Source organism: Nocardiopsis exhalans (genome assembly GCF_024134545.1).
GTDB classification, from domain to species: Bacteria; Actinomycetota; Actinomycetes; order Streptosporangiales; family Streptosporangiaceae; genus Nocardiopsis; species Nocardiopsis exhalans.
On the sequence record NZ_CP099837.1, the window covers coordinates 1,389,763 to 1,405,528 of the forward strand.

13 protein-coding genes and 1 tRNA gene are annotated in these 15,766 nt (G+C 70.3%); 10 read left to right on the top strand and 4 right to left on the bottom strand.

What is annotated here, in order from left to right; genetic code table 11:
* Positions 1-97: 97 nt before the first annotated feature.
* The 5 genes from NE857_RS06290 to NE857_RS06310 all read left to right on the top strand — a co-directional run bounded on the left by NE857_RS06290 (position 98) and on the right by NE857_RS06310 (position 4,232).
* Positions 98-472: an FtsB family cell division protein gene (locus NE857_RS06290; protein ID WP_254421890.1), complete on the top strand. Its 375-nt coding sequence runs from the start codon at positions 98-100 to the stop codon at positions 470-472.
* A gap of 76 nt (positions 473-548) precedes the next feature.
* Positions 549-1,151, top strand: coding sequence for a DUF501 domain-containing protein (locus NE857_RS06295; RefSeq protein WP_254420160.1), 603 nt, complete (start codon positions 549-551; stop codon positions 1,149-1,151).
* Entirely contained in the window at positions 1,148-2,146 is a 999-nt protein-coding gene (locus tag NE857_RS06300; protein ID WP_254420161.1) for a Ppx/GppA phosphatase family protein, read from the top strand. Before NE857_RS06295 ends, NE857_RS06300 begins: the two co-directional genes overlap by 4 nt.
* 489 nt (positions 2,147-2,635) lie before the next feature.
* Positions 2,636-4,012: an NAD(P)/FAD-dependent oxidoreductase gene (locus tag NE857_RS06305; RefSeq protein ID WP_017580552.1), complete on the top strand. Its 1,377-nt coding sequence runs from the start codon at positions 2,636-2,638 to the stop codon at positions 4,010-4,012.
* 146 nt (positions 4,013-4,158) lie between these two features.
* Positions 4,159-4,232 (top strand) — tRNA-Leu (locus tag NE857_RS06310).
* A 50-nt stretch (positions 4,233-4,282) separates the two neighbouring features.
* On the opposite strand, the gene NE857_RS06315 is transcribed toward NE857_RS06310, so the two are convergent.
* Entirely contained in the window at positions 4,283-6,082 is a 1,800-nt protein-coding gene (locus NE857_RS06315) for a PucR family transcriptional regulator (RefSeq protein ID WP_254420162.1), read from the bottom strand.
* A gap of 221 nt (positions 6,083-6,303) precedes the next feature.
* Here NE857_RS06315 and pruA point away from each other — a divergent pair, with 221 nt between their 5' ends.
* The 3 genes from pruA (at position 6,304) to NE857_RS06330 (ending at position 10,174) form a co-directional block, all read left to right on the top strand.
* The gene (pruA, locus tag NE857_RS06320) at positions 6,304-7,929 is read left to right on the top strand and encodes an L-glutamate gamma-semialdehyde dehydrogenase (protein ID WP_254420163.1); all 1,626 of its coding nucleotides are present in this window, start codon (positions 6,304-6,306) and stop codon (positions 7,927-7,929) included.
* A gap of 203 nt (positions 7,930-8,132) precedes the next feature.
* Entirely contained in the window at positions 8,133-9,059 is a 927-nt protein-coding gene (locus NE857_RS06325) for a proline dehydrogenase family protein (protein ID WP_254420164.1), read from the top strand.
* A 227-nt stretch (positions 9,060-9,286) separates the two neighbouring features.
* Positions 9,287-10,174: a Bax inhibitor-1/YccA family protein gene (locus tag NE857_RS06330; RefSeq protein WP_254420165.1), complete on the top strand. Its 888-nt coding sequence runs from the start codon at positions 9,287-9,289 to the stop codon at positions 10,172-10,174.
* A gap of 149 nt (positions 10,175-10,323) precedes the next feature.
* Here the strand turns inward: NE857_RS06330 and NE857_RS06335 are convergent, their stop codons facing one another.
* The 3 genes from NE857_RS06335 to NE857_RS06345 form a co-directional block, all read right to left on the bottom strand.
* Positions 10,324-10,575, bottom strand: coding sequence for a DUF4287 domain-containing protein (locus tag NE857_RS06335; RefSeq protein WP_184369604.1), 252 nt, complete (start codon positions 10,573-10,575; stop codon positions 10,324-10,326).
* A gap of 227 nt (positions 10,576-10,802) precedes the next feature.
* Positions 10,803-12,023, bottom strand: a complete 1,221-nt coding sequence (locus NE857_RS06340) for an acetyl-CoA C-acetyltransferase (protein ID WP_017580558.1) — start codon at positions 12,021-12,023, stop codon at positions 10,803-10,805.
* A 46-nt stretch (positions 12,024-12,069) separates the two neighbouring features.
* Complete coding sequence (locus NE857_RS06345) at positions 12,070-13,140, bottom strand: SGNH/GDSL hydrolase family protein (protein ID WP_254420166.1); 1,071 nt, start codon at positions 13,138-13,140, stop codon at positions 12,070-12,072.
* 320 nt (positions 13,141-13,460) lie between these two features.
* Between NE857_RS06345 and NE857_RS06350 the strand changes: the two genes are divergently transcribed.
* Positions 13,461-14,828 carry a cystathionine beta-synthase gene (locus NE857_RS06350; protein WP_254420167.1) on the top strand — a complete coding sequence of 456 codons (1,368 nt, stop codon included), beginning with the start codon at positions 13,461-13,463 and terminating at the stop codon, positions 14,826-14,828.
* Positions 14,829-14,972: 144 nt separating this feature from the next.
* Positions 14,973-15,701 carry an acyltransferase gene (locus NE857_RS06355; RefSeq protein WP_254420168.1) on the top strand — a complete coding sequence of 243 codons (729 nt, stop codon included), beginning with the start codon at positions 14,973-14,975 and terminating at the stop codon, positions 15,699-15,701.
* Positions 15,702-15,766: the final 65 nt, after the last annotated feature.

Genomic DNA, 15,766 nt, shown 5'->3' on the forward strand with positions numbered 1-15,766 from the left:
CGCTGCCCGGGGCGGCGCCGGTCAAGGTACCGCCAAGGCGGGCGTGAAGGCGGGCAAGAAGGACTCCGGTGTGGGCCGCACCTCCAGGGTGCGGCCCATGCTCACCAGCCGGGCGGCGATCCTCGCGCTGGTCGTGTGCGCGATCGCGCTGAGCCTGGCCTATCCGCTGCGCGAGTACGTGATGCAGCAGGCCCAGATCGCCCAGCTCCAGGACGAGCGCGCCCGCATGGAGGAGAACGTCGCCTACCTGCGGGAGCGCGAGGAGGAGCTGAACGACGAGGAGTACGTGGAGCGCGAGGCCAGGGCCCGGCTGCACTACCAGTACCCCGACGAGACCGCCTACATCGTCATCCGGCCCGAGACCGAGGCCGAGGCGGAGGCCGACCCCGCCGAACCCACCGAGCCGTGGTTCACCCAGCTGTGGCGCTCGGTGGAGGAGGCTGACAGCCCCGGCCCCGACGACGGTCTCTGAGCTCGGGGCCCGAGGCCCTTCCCGCCTGTGGACAACGGGTGAGGGGGTTCCCTGTTGCAACTATGCTGGGCTGGTCATGACTTCCGCAGATCAGCCCGTTCCGGGGCACACCGACGGCGGTCCCGCTTCCGAGCAGGACCTCGCCGCGATCGAACTCCAGTTGGGCCGCCAACCGCGCGGGGTCCGTGCCGTCGCGCACCGCTGCCCCTGCGGTCTCCCCGACGTGGTGAAGACCGCTCCCCGCCTGGAGGACGGCACTCCTTTCCCGACCCTGTACTACCTGACGTGCCCGCGCGCCGCCTCGGCGATCGGCCGGATGGAGAACGAGGGCCGGATGCGTCAGATGCAGGAGCGCCTGGGCGAGGACCCCGAGCTCCAGGCCGCCTACACCAAGGCCCACGAGTCCTACCTGGACGAGCGGGCCGAGCAGGCGCGCGCCGACGGTCTGGAGCCGCTGCCCGAGGGTATGCAGAGCACCGGGGGCATGCCGACCCGGGTCAAGTGCCTGCACGCCCTGGTCGGCCACGAGCTGGCCGTGCCGGGCACCAACCCGTTCGGTGCCCAGGCGCTGACCGAGCTTCCCGAGTGGTGGGCCAAGGGCCCGTGCGTGTGCGTGGACGACGAAGCCCCCGAGGGTGACGAAGCACCCGAGGGCACTGAAGGGACGAACGCCTCATGACCGGTGTAGCGGCGATCGACTGCGGAACCAACTCGATCAGGTTGCTGATCGCCGACATCGTCTTCCTGGGTGATGACGAGGTCCAGGTGGTGGACGCCGACCGGCGCATGGAGATCGTGCGGCTGGGCCAGGGCGTCGACGAGACCGGCGCGTTCGCCCCGGAGGCGCTGGAGCGGACCTTCGAGGCGCTGCGCGGCTACGCCGAGGCGATCGAGGCGCACGGGATCGAGCTGGGGCCGGACACGGTGCGCATGGTCGCGACCAGCGCGACCCGGGACGCCGGCAACCGCCAGGAGTTCGTGGACGGTGTCCGCGAGATCCTGGGCGTGGAGCCCGAGGTGGTCACCGGTCTGGACGAGGCGGAGCTGTCCTTCGTGGGTGCCACGGCCGAGCTGGAGGCGCAGGCCGCCGACGGCGAGTCCAACGGCGACTTCACCACGCCCTTCCTGGTGGTCGACATCGGCGGCGGCTCCACGGAGTTCGTGCTGGGCGGCGTGGGCGAGGACGAGGACGAGGACCTGGTGCGCGCCTCGCTGTCGGTGAACATCGGCTGCGTGCGGATGACCGAGCGCCACCTGCGCTCCGACCCGCCCACCGAGGAGCAGGTCGAGGCGGCCACGGCCGACATCGACGCCGCCCTGGACGAGGTGGAGAAGGTCGTCCCGCTGCGCGAGGCCGGTTCGGTGGTGTGTGTGGCCGGGACCGCGACCACGGTCGCCGGGATCGCGCTGGACCTGCCCGAGTACGACTCCGAGCGGATCCACCACTCGCGGGTCTCCGGCGAGGACCTGGAGCGGATCACCGGCGAGCTGCTGGGCTCCCGGCACGCGGAGCGCTCGGAGATCGGTGTGATGCACCCGGGCCGCGTGGACGTGATCGGGGCGGGCGCCCTGGTGCTGTCCCGTGTGCTGGCGCGCACCGGCGCCGACCACTTCACCGCGAGCGAGCACGACATCCTCGACGGTGTCGCGTGGAGTCTCATCGCACCGGAGTGATCCGGTAGCGGTCTGGACCGCCCGGGCGTCCGGTCGACGGGGACCCCGCTGAACCGCGGGGCCGGTCGACCGGGGCGGCCCGGGTGATTCTTGTGACCCGGGTGAACCGGAGTAAACCGGTGCTCATCATTGCTTAATCTCCTGGAAAGGGAACTTCGGGCACTCCGGAGGGGCCTTTCGGGGGGGTCGGAGCAGGGCCATCGGGTGAGACGCGTCACCCGTTCGACCCTTGTGAATGCATTCACAACCCATCTGACCTGCGAAAACATCTCTGCTTTGCACGTAGGGATGGTCCGAAGGTGGGCGGATGTGAACCTTCACTGTCGGGAGGTGCTTGTGAAAGAATGCACAAGCAACCTTCAGTCGGGGTAAGAACCACGGCTCAGCGGGACCCGGCGCCAACCGGCGCGGGGCGAACGAAGAACCGTGACAGCCTTCGCGGCCCTTGAGGCAAGGGCGCCACAGATTAACCGTTAGGGCGGAAATGCGATGACCGAGAGCAGGAACTACCGGCTGGTACACGGCGGCGGGGACGAAGCGGAGATCCCGCACATCCTCATCGTCGGCGGCGGTTACCTCGGGATGTACACCGCGAGGCGACTCGAGAAGAAGCTCGGGTCCGGTGAAGCACGCATCACCGTCATCGACCCGAACTCCTACATGACCTACCAGCCCTTCCTGCCCGAGGCCGCCGCCGGCAACATCTCGCCGCGCAACGTCGTGGTCCCGCTGCGGAAGGTCTTCGACCGGGTCCGCGTGCTGGGCGGCCGCGTCGTACGCATCGACCACGCCGACAACACGGTCCGCTACGAGCCCAACGTGGGTGAGCCGGAGACCCTCCACTACGACTACCTCGTGATGGCGGCGGGCGCGGTCTCGCGCACCCTGCCCATCCCGGGCCTGGCCGAGTGGGGCATCGGTATCAAGACCGTCGAAGAGGCGGCCTACCTGCGCAACCACGTGCTCAACCAGCTCACCATCGCCGACTCCACCGACGACAAGGCCGTGCGCGCCAAGGCGCTGAGCTTCGTGTTCGTCGGCGGCGGGTTCGCCGGTGCCGAGGCCATCGCCGAGCTGGAGGACCTGGTTCGCGACGCGGTCCGCGTCCACCCCTCGATCGAGCAGAGCGAAGTGAAGTTCTACCTCATCGAGGCCGCGGACAAGATCCTGCCCGAGGTCGGCCCGGAGGTCGGCGAGAAGGCGCTCAACCAGCTGCGCCGCCGCGACATCGACGTCCGCCTCAAGACCTTCCTCGAGTCCGCCGTGGACCAGCGCATCAAGCTGAGCGACGGCGCCGAGTTCGACGCCGGCACCCTGGTGTGGACCGCGGGCGTCAAGCCCAGCCCGGTCGTCTCCGCCAGCGACCTGCCGCTTGGCCCCAAGGGCCACGTGGACACCAGCGAGTACCTCACCGTCAACGGCACGGACAACGTCTTCGCCGGTGGCGACAACGCCCAGGTGCCCGACGGCAACGGCGGCTACTACCCGCCCAACGCCCAGAACGCCGTCCGCCAGGCCCCGGTGCTCGCCGACAACGTCATCGCGACGCTGCGCAACGGCAAGCTCAAGGCCTACAAGCACAAGAACCTCGGCGCGGTCGCCGGTCTGGGCGTGCACAAGGGCGCGGCCCAGCTGTTCGGCAAGATCAAGCTGAACGGCCGTCTGGCCTGGTACGCGCACCGCTCCTACCACCTGCTCGCGGTGCCCACCTTCAACCGCAAGCTGCGGGTCCTCTCGGACTGGACGCTCGCCTTCTTCCTGCGCCGCGACTTCGCCGCGCTCCCGGAGATGTCGGATCCGCGCCAGGCCTTCGAGGAGGCCAGCCAGCCCCAGGTCGAGGACGGCCGCCTGCGCCGGGTCAGCTGACTTTCTGCCCGACCTCGGCACGCCCTGACCCGGCACGAATGACATACCCGAAACGGCCGGTTTCCCTCGGAAGCCGGCCGTTTCGTGTCCCCATCCGGCCAAGCCGAACCAAAGTGGGCAATCGGCCCGGCCGGTATGATGGGCACGCCCTCGTAGCCCAATGGAAGAGGCAGGCCCCCTAAAAGGGTCACAAGTGTCGGTTCGAGTCCGACCGGGGGTACTCAGCTCTTTCCACCGTTCGTTTCTGGGACCGCTCGGTGTCTCTCCAGGTCAGTGCTGTTCCATCAGCAGCTGGAGCTGGGTGAACAGGCGCTCGCCCGGATCGCCCAGGTCGATGCCGCTCACGGCCGCCGCGCGGCGGACGCGGTAGCGCAGGGTGTTCGGGTGGATGTGCAGGCGCTCGGCCGCCGCGCGGGCGTCGCCGAAGGCCTCCAGGTAGGCCAGCAGCGAGTGCACGAGGTCGGCGCCGCCCGCCTGGTCGTACTCGATCAGGCGGTTCACCCGGGGGTCGCGCAGGGACGGGTCGGCGCGCAGGTGGGCGAGGGTCTCGCTGATCAGCACCCGGGAGCGCACGTCGGAGATGGTCGCCACCTCCCAGTCGGTGCCGCCGTCCAAATCGCGGCCCATGGCGTCCAGGACCCGGTCCGCCTCCGCGCGGGATTCGGGGACGTCGCCCAGCCGCTCCACCAGCGAACCCACGGCCGCCTGCACGCGCAGCCCCAGCGCCGCCCGGGCCGCCGCGACCGTCTTGCGGGTCAGCGCCAGTACCGACTGCTCCACCCCGCGCCAGCCGTCCCCGCCCGGGGTACGGGCCAGGTCCGGCAGCAGCACGTACACGCGGCCGTCGAGCTCGGTCACCAGGGAGCTGCGCCGGTAGGCGGCCGCGTGCACGGAGACGAGGTCGATGAGCTGGCGGCGGCGCAGCTCGCGCACCGGTCGGTCCGGGCGCTCCCCGGCCTCGGCGCCCTCCGCTTCCGCGGTTTCCGGGCCACCCCCCGGGCCAGCTGACCCGGCCGAGGGCTGGCTCAGCGAGAAGGCCACCACCAGCGCGGCCCGCTCGGTGCGCACCTCCACGGTGTCGGCGAGCGCGCCCGCGTCGATGCGCCCCTCCAACAGGCTGGACAGCAGGTCCTCGCGCAGCCGCAGCCCGGCGCTGGCCTGGGTGCGCTGGCGGATCATCTGTAGCGCGGTGGTGCGGGCGGCGCCGAGCAGGGCCTCCTCCGCGTGCCGGGCCAGCGGCTGGGAGCCCTCCTGCACCCAGATCGCCCCCAGCGGCTGGCGCCCGGCGTGGATGCCCACCGCCAGGCGGCGGCGGATGCCGAGTTCGGGGTGCTCCTCGATCCGAACCACCTCCTCGCCCGCGCGCAGCTTGGTGAACACGCCCCACTCCCGCAGCAGCGCGAGGTAGGACTCGGGGCCCTGGCGGCCCAGCACGGACAGGCGGCGCAGCTCGTCCACCTCGGCGCCGCTGGAGTAGGCCAGCACCCGGCTGGCCGAATCCTCGATGCTCACCAGCCCGCCGGTGAGCTGGGCGATGGTCTGCGCCATGGAGAACAGGTCGCCGCTGGCCTCACCCAGGTCCTCCGAGGCGGTCAGCCGGGCGTCGTCCACGATGTGCTGGCAGATCGACTGGAGCTGGTCCCAGCGCACCTCGGGCCGCACGGCCAGCAGCGCGACCCCGCTCTCCTGGGCCTCGGCGCGCAGCGTCCGCAGTTCGTCCGCGGCGCCCGAACGCGGGGAACGGCCCCGGTGCTCTCCGGACGGCGGGATGGTCTCCTCCGCGGGGGAGTGCCCGCCGGCCTTGACCGCGACCGCCGCCGCGCCCTGTCCGGCCAGCACCCGGACCAGCCGCCGGGCCGCCCCGCCGCGCACCCCGATCAGCAGGACCAGGTCACCCTCGCGGGCCTCCACCCGGTCCTCGGGGTCGATGATCACGACGTTGTCCACCTGAACATCAAGTCCGTCGGGTGCCGCGGCCACGTCCACGATCGGGTCGCCGAGGGCCAGCAGCAGCCTGCGGAGCGGCAGGCCCGCGCTCTCTTCGCCATGTGTTCCTACTTGACCAGGCATGATGTCGTTCCTCGCCGGTGGGGTGCGTGGACTGACATTACTGGAGTCGCGGGGGCGGGGAACCGGGGTGCGCGCGTTCATGTATGCCTCGGTTTGTCCAGGTGAACAAATAGGGCTGGCAAAGAGTGGCCCGGCCCACAAGGTGTGGACGTCCACGTTCTGAGACCGTTGAATCAGCCCAGCCCTGCTCGTTCAGGGACATTCTTTCCAGGGAGGTGCCCATGGACGCCGTGACCAACGTCCCGCTGCCGGTGAACGAACCCGTTCTCTCTTACGCGCCCGGGAGCGCCGAGCGCGCCGAGCTCGTCGCCAAGCTCGAGGAGCTCGGCCGCGAGAGCATCGACCTGCCGATGCGCATCAACGGTGAGAGCCGGATGGGTGGCGGCGACCCGATCGACGCCGTCCAGCCGCACAACCACGCGGCCGTCCTCGGCACCATGCGCAACGCCACCCACCAGGACGCCCGCGACGCCGTCGCCGCCGCGAAGGCCGCCGCCCCCGCCTGGCGCGCCATGTCCTTCGACGACCGCGCCGCGATCATCCTGCGCGCCGCCGAGCTGCTCGCCGGTCCCTGGCGCGCCACGATCAACGCCGCCACCATGCTCGGCCAGTCGAAGACCGTCCAGCAGGCGGAGATCGACTCGGCCTGTGAGCTCATCGACTTCTGGCGCTTCAACGTCTCCTACGCCCGGCAGCTCATGGAGCAGCAGCCCCTGAGCGTGCGCGGCGTGTGGAACCGCATGGAGCAGCGCCCGCTGGAGGGGTTCGTCTACGCGATCACCCCCTTCAACTTCACCGCCATCGCGGGCAACCTGCCCACCGCCCCCGCCCTCATGGGCAACGTGGTCGTGTGGAAGCCGTCCCCGACCCAGCAGTTCGCCGCCGAGCTGACCATGCGCCTCCTGGAGGAGGCCGGCATGCCCCCGGGCGTCATCAACATGGTCACCGGTGACGGCCTCGCCGTCTCGGACATCGCGCTGAACGACCCGGAGCTGGCCGGTGTGCACTTCACCGGTTCCACCAAGACCTTCCAGCACCTGTGGAAGAGCGTCGGCGAGAACATCTCCAACTACCGCTCCTACCCGCGCATCGTGGGCGAGACCGGCGGCAAGGACTTCATCGTCGCCCACTCCTCCGCCGACCCGGAGATCCTGCGCACCGCCATCGTGCGCGGCGCCTTCGAGTACCAGGGCCAGAAGTGCTCCGCCGCCTCGCGCGCCTTCGTGGCCCGCTCGGTGTGGGAGCGGATGCGCGACGACCTGGTCGCCGAGACCGAGGCTCTGACCATGGGCGACGTCACCGACCTGTCGAACTTCGTCGGCGCCGTCATCGACCGCCGCTCCTTCGACAAGCTGGCCAAGGTCCTGGAGGACGCCAAGTCCGACCCGACCCTGCAGATCATCGCCGGCGGCACCGCCGACGACTCGGTCGGCTACTTCGTGCGCCCGACCATCATCGAGGGCACCGACCCGACCAACGACGTGTTCCGCACGGAGTACTTCGGCCCGGTCATCGCCGTCCACGTCTACGAGGACGACGACTTCGAGTCGGTCCTGAAGATCGTTGACGAGGGCTCCGCCTACGCCCTGACCGGTGCCATCCTGGCCAACGACCGCGCCGCGGTGGCCAAGGCGACCGAGGCCCTGCGCTTCACCGCCGGCAACTTCTACATCAACGACCGCCCGACCGGCTCCATCGTCGGTCAGCAGCCCTTCGGCGGCGGTCGTGCCTCCGGCACCAACGACAAGGCGGGTTCGGCCCAGAACCTGTCCCGTTGGGCCAGCCCGCGCGCCATCAAGGAGACGTTCGTCGCGCCGACGGTCTCCTCCTACCCCCACCAGGGGTAGTCACCGGCGGCGTACCCCCTTCTCCGTCCTGAGGGGAGTCCGCCGCCACCCGGGGCCCGTTCCCCGGCGGCCCGCGCCGAGTGGGCCGCCGGGCAACGGGGACCCCGAGCCCCCCGAGGAACCCACCGCGCGGTCGGCACACCGGCCGCGTTCATCGTCCGCGCCAGCCCAACCCGCTCGCGCACGTCTTCGTCGAGGTCACCATGCTTCGTAAGCCCCTGCTGCTCGCCGCCAGGTCCACGACCTGCCGCACGATCGTCGAGCGCACTCCCATGACCCGGGCCATGGTCTCCCGCTTCGTCGCGGGCGCCACCATGGAGGAGGCCCTGCCCGCCGTCCACGAGCTGGCCAAGGACCGCTACATCACCCTGGACTTCCTCGGTGAGGACACCACGGACCTGTCCCAGGCCACCGGCACCGTGACCGCCTACCAGGAGCTGCTCGCCGCTCTGGGCGAGGCCGGTCTGGGCGACCGCGCCGAGGTCTCGGTCAAGCTCTCCGCCGTCGGCCAGTTCCTGAACGCGGACGGCGAGAAGATCGCGCTGGAGAACGCGCGCAGGATCGCCGAGGCCGCCAAGGCGGTCGGCACCACGGTGACCTTCGACATGGAGGACCACACCACCGTCGACTCCACGCTGGCCATCCTGCGCGAGGTGCGCGAGGACTTCCCGTCCACGGGCGCGGTCCTGCAGGCCTACCTGCGCCGCACCGAGGCCGACTGCCGCGACCTCAGCGGCGAGGGTTCGCGGGTGCGCCTGTGCAAGGGCGCCTACGACGAGCCCGAGTCCGTGGCCTTCCGCGACAAGCACGAGGTGGACAAGGCCTACGTGCGCGCGCTGAAGGTCCTCATGGAGGGTGACGGCTACCCGATGGTGGCCTCGCACGACCCGCGGATGATCGCCATCGCCGGTGAGCTGGCCGCCGCCCACGGCCGCGGCGCGGACGACTACGAGTACCAGATGCTCTACGGCATCCGGGACGGCGAGCAGGTCCGCCTGGCCGCCGAGGGCAAGCGCATGCGCGTCTACGTCCCCTACGGCGACGAGTGGTACGGCTACTACATGCGCCGTCTGGCCGAGCGCCCGGCCAACATGCTGTTCCTCGCGCGGTCCCTGGTGACCCGCAACTAGGGGCGGGCACGAGACCCGAAGGCACAGGGCCCGTAAGCGGGGGTCCGCACCGGTGACACGGGTGCGGACCCCCGCTGCTTTGACGTGGCCTTTTGGCGTGGCCCTTTGCGGTACGTGTCGTTTCACACGTGCCGTTTCGCAACGGTGACCTGGTCCCCGGAACCCGCGGACGGGGCCGTACGTTACTTTGTGGGCAGCAAACCACGCGTGAAAGGCCTTTACTAGACATGCGGATGCGGAGTTCCAACCCCGTCCTCAAGCGGGCGCTACAGCAGCAGTCCGGACCTCAGCAGGGCTATGGGCAGCAGGGTTACGGACAGCCCTACCCGCAGCAGGGTTACGGCCAGCCGGGTTACCCGCAGCAGGGTTACCCCCAGCCGGGTTACCCGCAGCAGGCGGCGGCCGACCAGCCCATGACCATCGACGACGTCGTCGTGCGCACGGGTATGACCCTGGGCGCCGTCGCGATCGTCGGTGCCATCAACTACTTCCTCTTCATGAGCAACCCCGCCCTCGGCATGGGGCTCATGTTCGTCGGCATGATCGGCGGGCTCATCCTGGGCCTGGTGATCGCGTTCAAGCAGATGACCAGCCCGGTCGCCATCCTGATCTACGCGGCCCTGCAGGGTCTGCTGGTCGGTGGCCTCTCGGCTCTGCTCGGCAGCATGCTGTCGGCGCAGCTGGGTGACGCCTCGGCGGGCACCTCGCTGGTCACGCAGGCCGTGATCGGTACGGTCGCGGTCTTCGGTGTGATGCTGGCGCTGTACAAGTACCGCATCATCAAGGTGACCGACGGCTTCGTGAAGGCCGTCTCGTACGCCGTCCTGGGCGCCGCCGCCCTGATGCTGATCAACTTCGTGCTCAGCTTCTTCATCGCCGGCGGCATGGGTCTGCGCGAGCCGACCTGGCTGGGCCTGGGCGTCGGCATCGTGTTCGTGGTGCTGGCCGCCCTGACGCTGGCCATCGAGTTCCGCGGTATCGAGGAGGGCGTCGCCGCCGGCATCCCGAGCCAGTTCGCCTGGCAGTTCGCCTTCGGTCTGACCGTCTCCCTGGTCTGGCTGTACATCGAGATCCTGCGTCTGCTCTGGCTGATCAAGACGATGTTCGCGGACTAGTACCGAGCGGTACCGCTCAGGTGTGTCCGCGCTGACGTACACACGCTGGACGCCTGAGCTGGACGTGACGAGGGGCCGTCGCCCGGGTTCTTCCCGGGGGCGGCCCCTTCGCCGTGCTCGGAGTGCGGGCACTGAGGTGTCAGGGCGGGTCAGACGGTCTCTCGGCGCGGTGTCGGGATGGAGCGGTTCCTGCGACGACGGTCGTATTCGGTGACGATGGCCTGGGCGTAGCCGTGGGTGAGGTCGAACTCGTCAGCGAGCCAGTACGACCGGTCCGTGGGGCGCAGCAGGCCCGGTCCCTTGTCGAGCGAGTCGAACCACTCGTGGAGTCCTCGGCCGGTCACGGCCGGGATGCGTTCGATGAGCTTTGCGTGGATCTCCGGCGAGTGGGTTACCGACATAGGCACCTCCGCAGTGCGTTGGGCGTGTGGCACTTACCTGCGACCCTGCATCAGGATCACGGTTTGGACAAGCCCCGGCCGCCAGCTTTTACCTTGCGGGTGCGAGAACGTTTCCCCGCGGGACGTTCATAGGTGCCTCGAACATGACAAAAGGGGCCCCGGACCGGAGTCCGAAGCCCCTTCGCGGCCTGGGATGCAGGCGGACCGAAAGTCAGCTCAGGCGCTGGTCAGCTCAGACGCTCGAAGATGGCCGCCATGCCCTGGCCGCCGCCGACGCACATGGTCTCCAGACCGAAGGTCTTGTCGTGGAACTGGAGGCCGTTGATCAGCGTGCCGGTGATGCGCGCGCCGGTGCTGCCGAACGGGTGGCCGACGGCGATGCCGCCGCCGTTGACGTTCAGCTGGCTGTCGACGTCGATGCCCAGCTGGTCGGCGGAGGGCAGCACCTGGGCGGCGAAGGCCTCGTTGATCTCGGCCAGGTCGATGTCGCCGATCGCCATGTTGGCGCGGGCCAGGGCCTGCTTGGAGGCCTCGACCGGGCCCAGGCCCATGATCTCCGGGCTCAGGCCGGTCACGCCGGTGGAGACGATGCGGGCCAGCGGGGTGATGCCCAGCTGCTTGGCCTTGGTGTCGCTCATGATGACCAGAGCGGAGGCGCCGTCGTTGAGCGGGCAGGCGTTGCCCGCGGTGACGGTGCCGTCGGGGCGGAACACCGGCTTGAGCTGCGAGACCTTCTCGTAGGTGGTGCCGCGGCGGATGCCGTCGTCGGTGCTGACCACGGTGCCGTCGGGCAGGGTCACCGGGGTGATCTCGCGCTCCCAGAAGCCGTTGTCCAGCGACTTCTCGGCGAGGTTCTGCGAGCGCACGGCGAACTCGTCCTGGCGCTGACGGGAGACGCCGGTGATCTCGGCGACGTTCTCCGCGGTCTGGCCCATCTCGATGTAGGCGTCGGGCAGGTTCCCGGCCTCGCGCGGGTCGGTCCAGGCGCCCTGGCCGCCCTCCTTGCGCTTCTCGGTGCGCGCCGTGGCGTCGGCGAAGAGCGGGTTCTGGTTCTGCGGGTTGTCGCTGCTGCCGTTGATGAAGCGGCTGACGGTCTCCACGCCGGCGGAGACGAACACGTCGCCCTCGCCCGCCTTGATGGCGTGGTAGGCCATCCGGGTGGTCTGCAGCGAGGAGGAGCAGTACCGGGTGACGGTGGTGCCCGGGACGGTGTCCAGGCCGAGCTGCACGGCGACGATGCGGGCCATGTTGAAGCCCTGGTCGCCGCCGGGGAGGCCGCAGCCGAGCATGAGGTCGTCGATGCTCTTCGGGTCGAGCTCGGGGACCTTGGCCAGGGCGGCGCCGACGATCTGGGTGGTCAGGTCGTCCGGGCGCAGGTCCTTGAGGGAGCCCTTGAAGGCTCGGCCGATCGGGGAGCGCGCGGTTGCGACGATGACTGCTTCGGGCATGTTCTTCGTCCTTGTTCGGGGCACGGCAAGACTTGTTACTGGCTAGTTAACCTGTCCGACGGTTCCCGGCGCCACCCGGGGTCGGCCTTGGCGCGTCGTCGCTTTCGATGGTCTCGGCGCTGCTCGGCGCGGTCGCGGGCCTGGGCGCGCCGCGCAGCCGGAAGGGGCCGCGGATGAACGCGGCCCAGCTGCCGTGCTGCCCGGAGGGTGCCTGGTCAGCGGCGCGCGAGACCTCGGTTCCGGGGGTCTGTGCGGCCACCACGGCGGCGCGGTCCACGGGCAGGATCCCGGCCGTGCGCTCGCTCTCGTCGATCTCCGGGAGCAGTCCCAGGGCGGCGCAGACGGAGGGCAGGACGACGAACGCGGCCTGCGCGTACCCGCGCGCTGACGGATGGAATCGGTCGGGCCCGAACATGGAAACCGGATCTGACCGAAAGTCCTCGGCCAGGACGTCGCTCAACGAGACCGTGCGCCCGCCCACCTCCGTCACCGCGATGGTCTGGGCGGCGGCGAGCTGCCGGGAGGCCCGCCGGGCCACCGAGCGCAGCGGCCAGCCGATGGGACGGACGGTGCCGAGGTCGGGGCAGGTGGCCACGACCACGGGGGTGCCCCGCTCGACCAGCCCCCGGGTGGCCTCCCGCAGCGCGGCCACGGCGTCGTTGGGGCGGACCCGGCGGATGACGTCGTTGGCGCCGATGAAGATCACCGCCACGTCGTAGCGCTTGTCCGGGAGGTGTGCTTCGCCGTGCTGGACCTGCGCCGCCAGATTCGAGGACGTGGCCCCGGGGGTGGCCGTGCAGCGCAGCCACACCGGGCGGTCCGCTGCCGCGGCGAGTCCCGCGGCCAGGTGCGCTCCGGGGGTCTGCCGGGACTCGGCCACCGCGAACCCGGCAGCCGTGGAGTCACCGAGCATCAGCAGGCGCAGCGGAGGCCCCTCGCCCTCCCCGAAGGTGCCGTTCGCCCGCGGCCGCTTCCACTTCGTGTGGCCGATCGCGTTCTTGGCCAGTCTGGCCTGCAGATACAGGAGGGCGACGGTGCCACCGCCCACGAGCGTGAGCCCGCCGCCGCCGAAGGCGGTGGCGGCGGCGATGCGTCGTGCTCGCGCGGCTCGCAGCATCGGTGCCCCCTCACCCCACGAAGCGTCGGAAGACTCCCCATCGACGTTACCGGCGGGCCACCCCGCGGTCACGCACCCCGACGGCACACAATCGGCGCCTCGGGGACAGCCAACTCGCACGGCGCGGCGACCGCTTTCGGTCGGGGCCCCAGTGCCGGTTCGGACCGGTCCACACCGCTTGCGGGAGCGGCGAAGACGCTGGTTGGTGAGGTTAGAGTCAGAATGTGTGGGACCGGACCGGTCCTCACCTGCCTCGGGCGCACCGGGGAACCGACACCGGCGGGCCGAAGACCCGGTCGCCACTATGCAAAGGAGCAAAGTTGCGGGTACACGACTCACTGATCGACCTGGTCGGGGACACCCCGTTGGTCCGTCTTCGGAAGGTCTCGGAGGGGTTGGCCCCGACGATCCTGGCGAAGGTCGAGTACTTCAACCCGGGCGGCTCGGTCAAGGACCGGATCGCGCTGCGTATGGTCGAGGCCGCGGAGAAGAGCGGGGCGCTCAAGCCCGGCGGCACGATCGTCGAGCCCACCTCCGGTAACACCGGTATCGGCCTCGCGCTCGTGGCGCAGGAGAAGGGCTACCGCTGCGTCTTCGTCTGCCCGGACAAGGTCGGACCGGACAAGCTCTCGGTGCTGCGCGCCTACGGTGCCGAGGTCGTGGTCTGCCCGACCACGGTCGCGCCCGAGCACCCCGAGTCCTACTACTCGGTCTCCGACCGCCTGGCCGCGGAGATCCCCGGGGCGTGGAAGCCGAATCAGTACGAGAACGAGAACAACCCGGAGTCGCACTACCACTCCACGGGTCCGGAGATCTGGGACCAGACCGAGGGCCGCATCACCCACTTCGTGGCGGGTATCGGCACCGGCGGCACCATCAGCGGTACCGGCCGCTACCTCAAGGAGGCCTCCAAGGGCTCCGTACAGGTCGTGGGCGCGGACCCCGAGGGTTCGGTCTACTCGGGCGGCAGCGGGCGCCCGTACCTGGTCGAGGGCGTCGGTGAGGACATCTGGCCTGGCACCTACGACACGGCGATCTGCGACGATATCGTGGCGGTCAGCGACAAGGACTCGTTCCTGATGACCCGCCGCCTGGCCAAGGAGGAGGGCCTCCTCGTCGGCGGCTCCTGCGGCCTCGCGGTCGAGGCCGCCCTGCGCGTGGCCGCCGACGCCGGCCCCGACGACGTCATCGTCGTGCTGCTGCCCGACGGCGGCCGCGGCTACCTCGGCAAGATCTTCAACGACGAGTGGATGGCCGACTACGGCTTCCTGTCCGCGGAGACCGAGGAGGCCACCGCCGGCCAGGTGCTGGGGGACAAGGAGGGCGAGATGCCCGACTTCGTGCACAGCCACCCGGACGAGACCGTCGGTACCGCCGTGGCGATCATGCGCGAGTACGGCGTCTCCCAGCTGCCCGTCATGAAGGAGGAGCCGCCGGTCATGGCGGCCGAGGTCGTCGGCTCCATCGCCGAGCGCGACCTCCTCGACGCCCTCTTCGACGGCCGGGCCGAGCTGGACGACCTCGTCGAGACCCACATGGGTAAGCCGCTCTCCACCGTCGGTACCGGTACCCCGGTGAGCGACTGCGTCCGCCTGCTGCGCACCTCCGGCGCCCTCGTCGTGCTGCGCGACGGCAAGCCGGTGGGCATTCTCACCAGGCAGGACCTGCTGGCCCACCTGTCGGGCTGATCAACCCCCTTCCCGGTCCCGGGCGGCACTCGAACCGAGCGCCGTTCGGGACCCGGTGTTCGTGCACCGGACACCATGACGCATACTCGGACACTGCTAATGTTCGCGTCAGGATTTACTGGCCGGTAATAAGTAGGTGCACCCGTGTCGCGGCTCCTGAACTGGATCATCCGCTCCGTCTGGTCGTATGCGCGAAGCCACGGAGAGATCCGCGCCGACTCCAAGGCCGCCCGCAAGTTCGCGCGCTTCGGAGCCGGGTCTGCGATCGCCTTCCCCACCGCGACGCTCTACGGAGAGCCGTGGATCGAGATCGGTGTGCACACCGTCCTGGGCGGAGACATGACCCTGGCCGCCGGGATGGGACCCGACTACGACCTCGGTGAGGGCACCGTCGTCCGGATCGGATCCGGCTGCGCGATCGGCCGCGGGTCACACATCGTCGCGCACCGCTCCGTGGACATCGGCGACCACGTCTACACGGGGCCGTACGTCTACATCACCGATCAGAACCACGCCTACGCCAACACCGACATCCCTGTCGGCCTCCAGTGGCCCGTCGACGACCCGGTCAGCATCGGCCCCGGCAGCTGGCTCGGCGCCAACAGCGTCATCCTCCCCGGCGTGCACCTCGGCAAGAACTCCGTCGTCGCCGCCGGAACCGTCGTCCGCCCGGGCAAGTACCCCGACCACGCGGTCATCGCGGGCATCCCCGGCAAGGTGGTGCGCACCCACGACCCCGAACTCGGCTGGGACCCGCCCCTGCGCGAGATGGGAACGCCCACCCGCGTGCCCACCCCGGTCACGGGCCTGCCCCCGGAGGCCCCCACCGAGCCCCCGGAGCCGGGCTCGCCGACAAGGTTCCCCCCGGCCTGAGCGCCCAGCTCCCTGACGTAGCCTGCGCCCGGACACGACTGACAGCAGAGGTCACTCCGTCAGGT

Bases quoted from the DNA above. Each gene is read 5' to 3' on its own strand.
- NE857_RS06290 (WP_254421890.1), top strand. From the start codon at position 98: ATGCTCACCAGCCGGGCGGCGATCCTCGCGCTGGTCGTGTGCGCGATC.
- NE857_RS06295 (WP_254420160.1), top strand. From the start codon at position 549: ATGACTTCCGCAGATCAGCCCGTTCCGGGGCACACCGACGGCGGTCCC.
- NE857_RS06300 (WP_254420161.1), top strand. From the start codon at position 1,148: ATGACCGGTGTAGCGGCGATCGACTGCGGAACCAACTCGATCAGGTTG.
- NE857_RS06305 (WP_017580552.1), top strand. From the start codon at position 2,636: ATGACCGAGAGCAGGAACTACCGGCTGGTACACGGCGGCGGGGACGAA.
- NE857_RS06315 (WP_254420162.1), bottom strand. From the start codon at position 6,082: ATGCCTGGTCAAGTAGGAACACATGGCGAAGAGAGCGCGGGCCTGCCG.
- pruA (WP_254420163.1), top strand. From the start codon at position 6,304: ATGGACGCCGTGACCAACGTCCCGCTGCCGGTGAACGAACCCGTTCTC.
- NE857_RS06325 (WP_254420164.1), top strand. From the start codon at position 8,133: ATGCTTCGTAAGCCCCTGCTGCTCGCCGCCAGGTCCACGACCTGCCGC.
- NE857_RS06330 (WP_254420165.1), top strand. From the start codon at position 9,287: ATGCGGATGCGGAGTTCCAACCCCGTCCTCAAGCGGGCGCTACAGCAG.
- NE857_RS06335 (WP_184369604.1), bottom strand. From the start codon at position 10,575: ATGTCGGTAACCCACTCGCCGGAGATCCACGCAAAGCTCATCGAACGC.
- NE857_RS06340 (WP_017580558.1), bottom strand. From the start codon at position 12,023: ATGCCCGAAGCAGTCATCGTCGCAACCGCGCGCTCCCCGATCGGCCGA.
- NE857_RS06345 (WP_254420166.1), bottom strand. From the start codon at position 13,140: ATGCTGCGAGCCGCGCGAGCACGACGCATCGCCGCCGCCACCGCCTTC.